1 pseudogene is annotated in these 251 nt (G+C 65.7%); it reads left to right on the plus strand.

Annotated elements, in window-relative coordinates:
- Positions 1-251, plus strand: a pseudogene (locus ACU18_RS20065) (hypothetical protein); the annotation flags it as partial.

Genomic DNA, 251 nt, shown 5'->3' on the forward strand with positions numbered 1-251 from the left:
GCCGCGAAGGACGAGGCAACTGATGTGGCCCGGACCGCGGCGGATTCGGCGCAGAATGTCGCGCAGACGGCCAAGGAGGAAGTCGCCCATGTGGCGTCCGAGGCCAAGTCCAGTGCGAAGGACCTGATGAACCAGGCAAAATCCGGGCTCACCAGCCAGGCCGGGACCCAGCAGCAGAAGGCTGCCGAGGGAATCCGGAACATCTCCAGCCAACTGCACAGCATGGCCGAGGCTCCCGGAGAGCAGGGCAT

Source organism: Arthrobacter sp. ZBG10 (assembly GCF_001238605.1).
GTDB lineage: Bacteria > Actinomycetota > Actinomycetes > Actinomycetales > Micrococcaceae > Arthrobacter.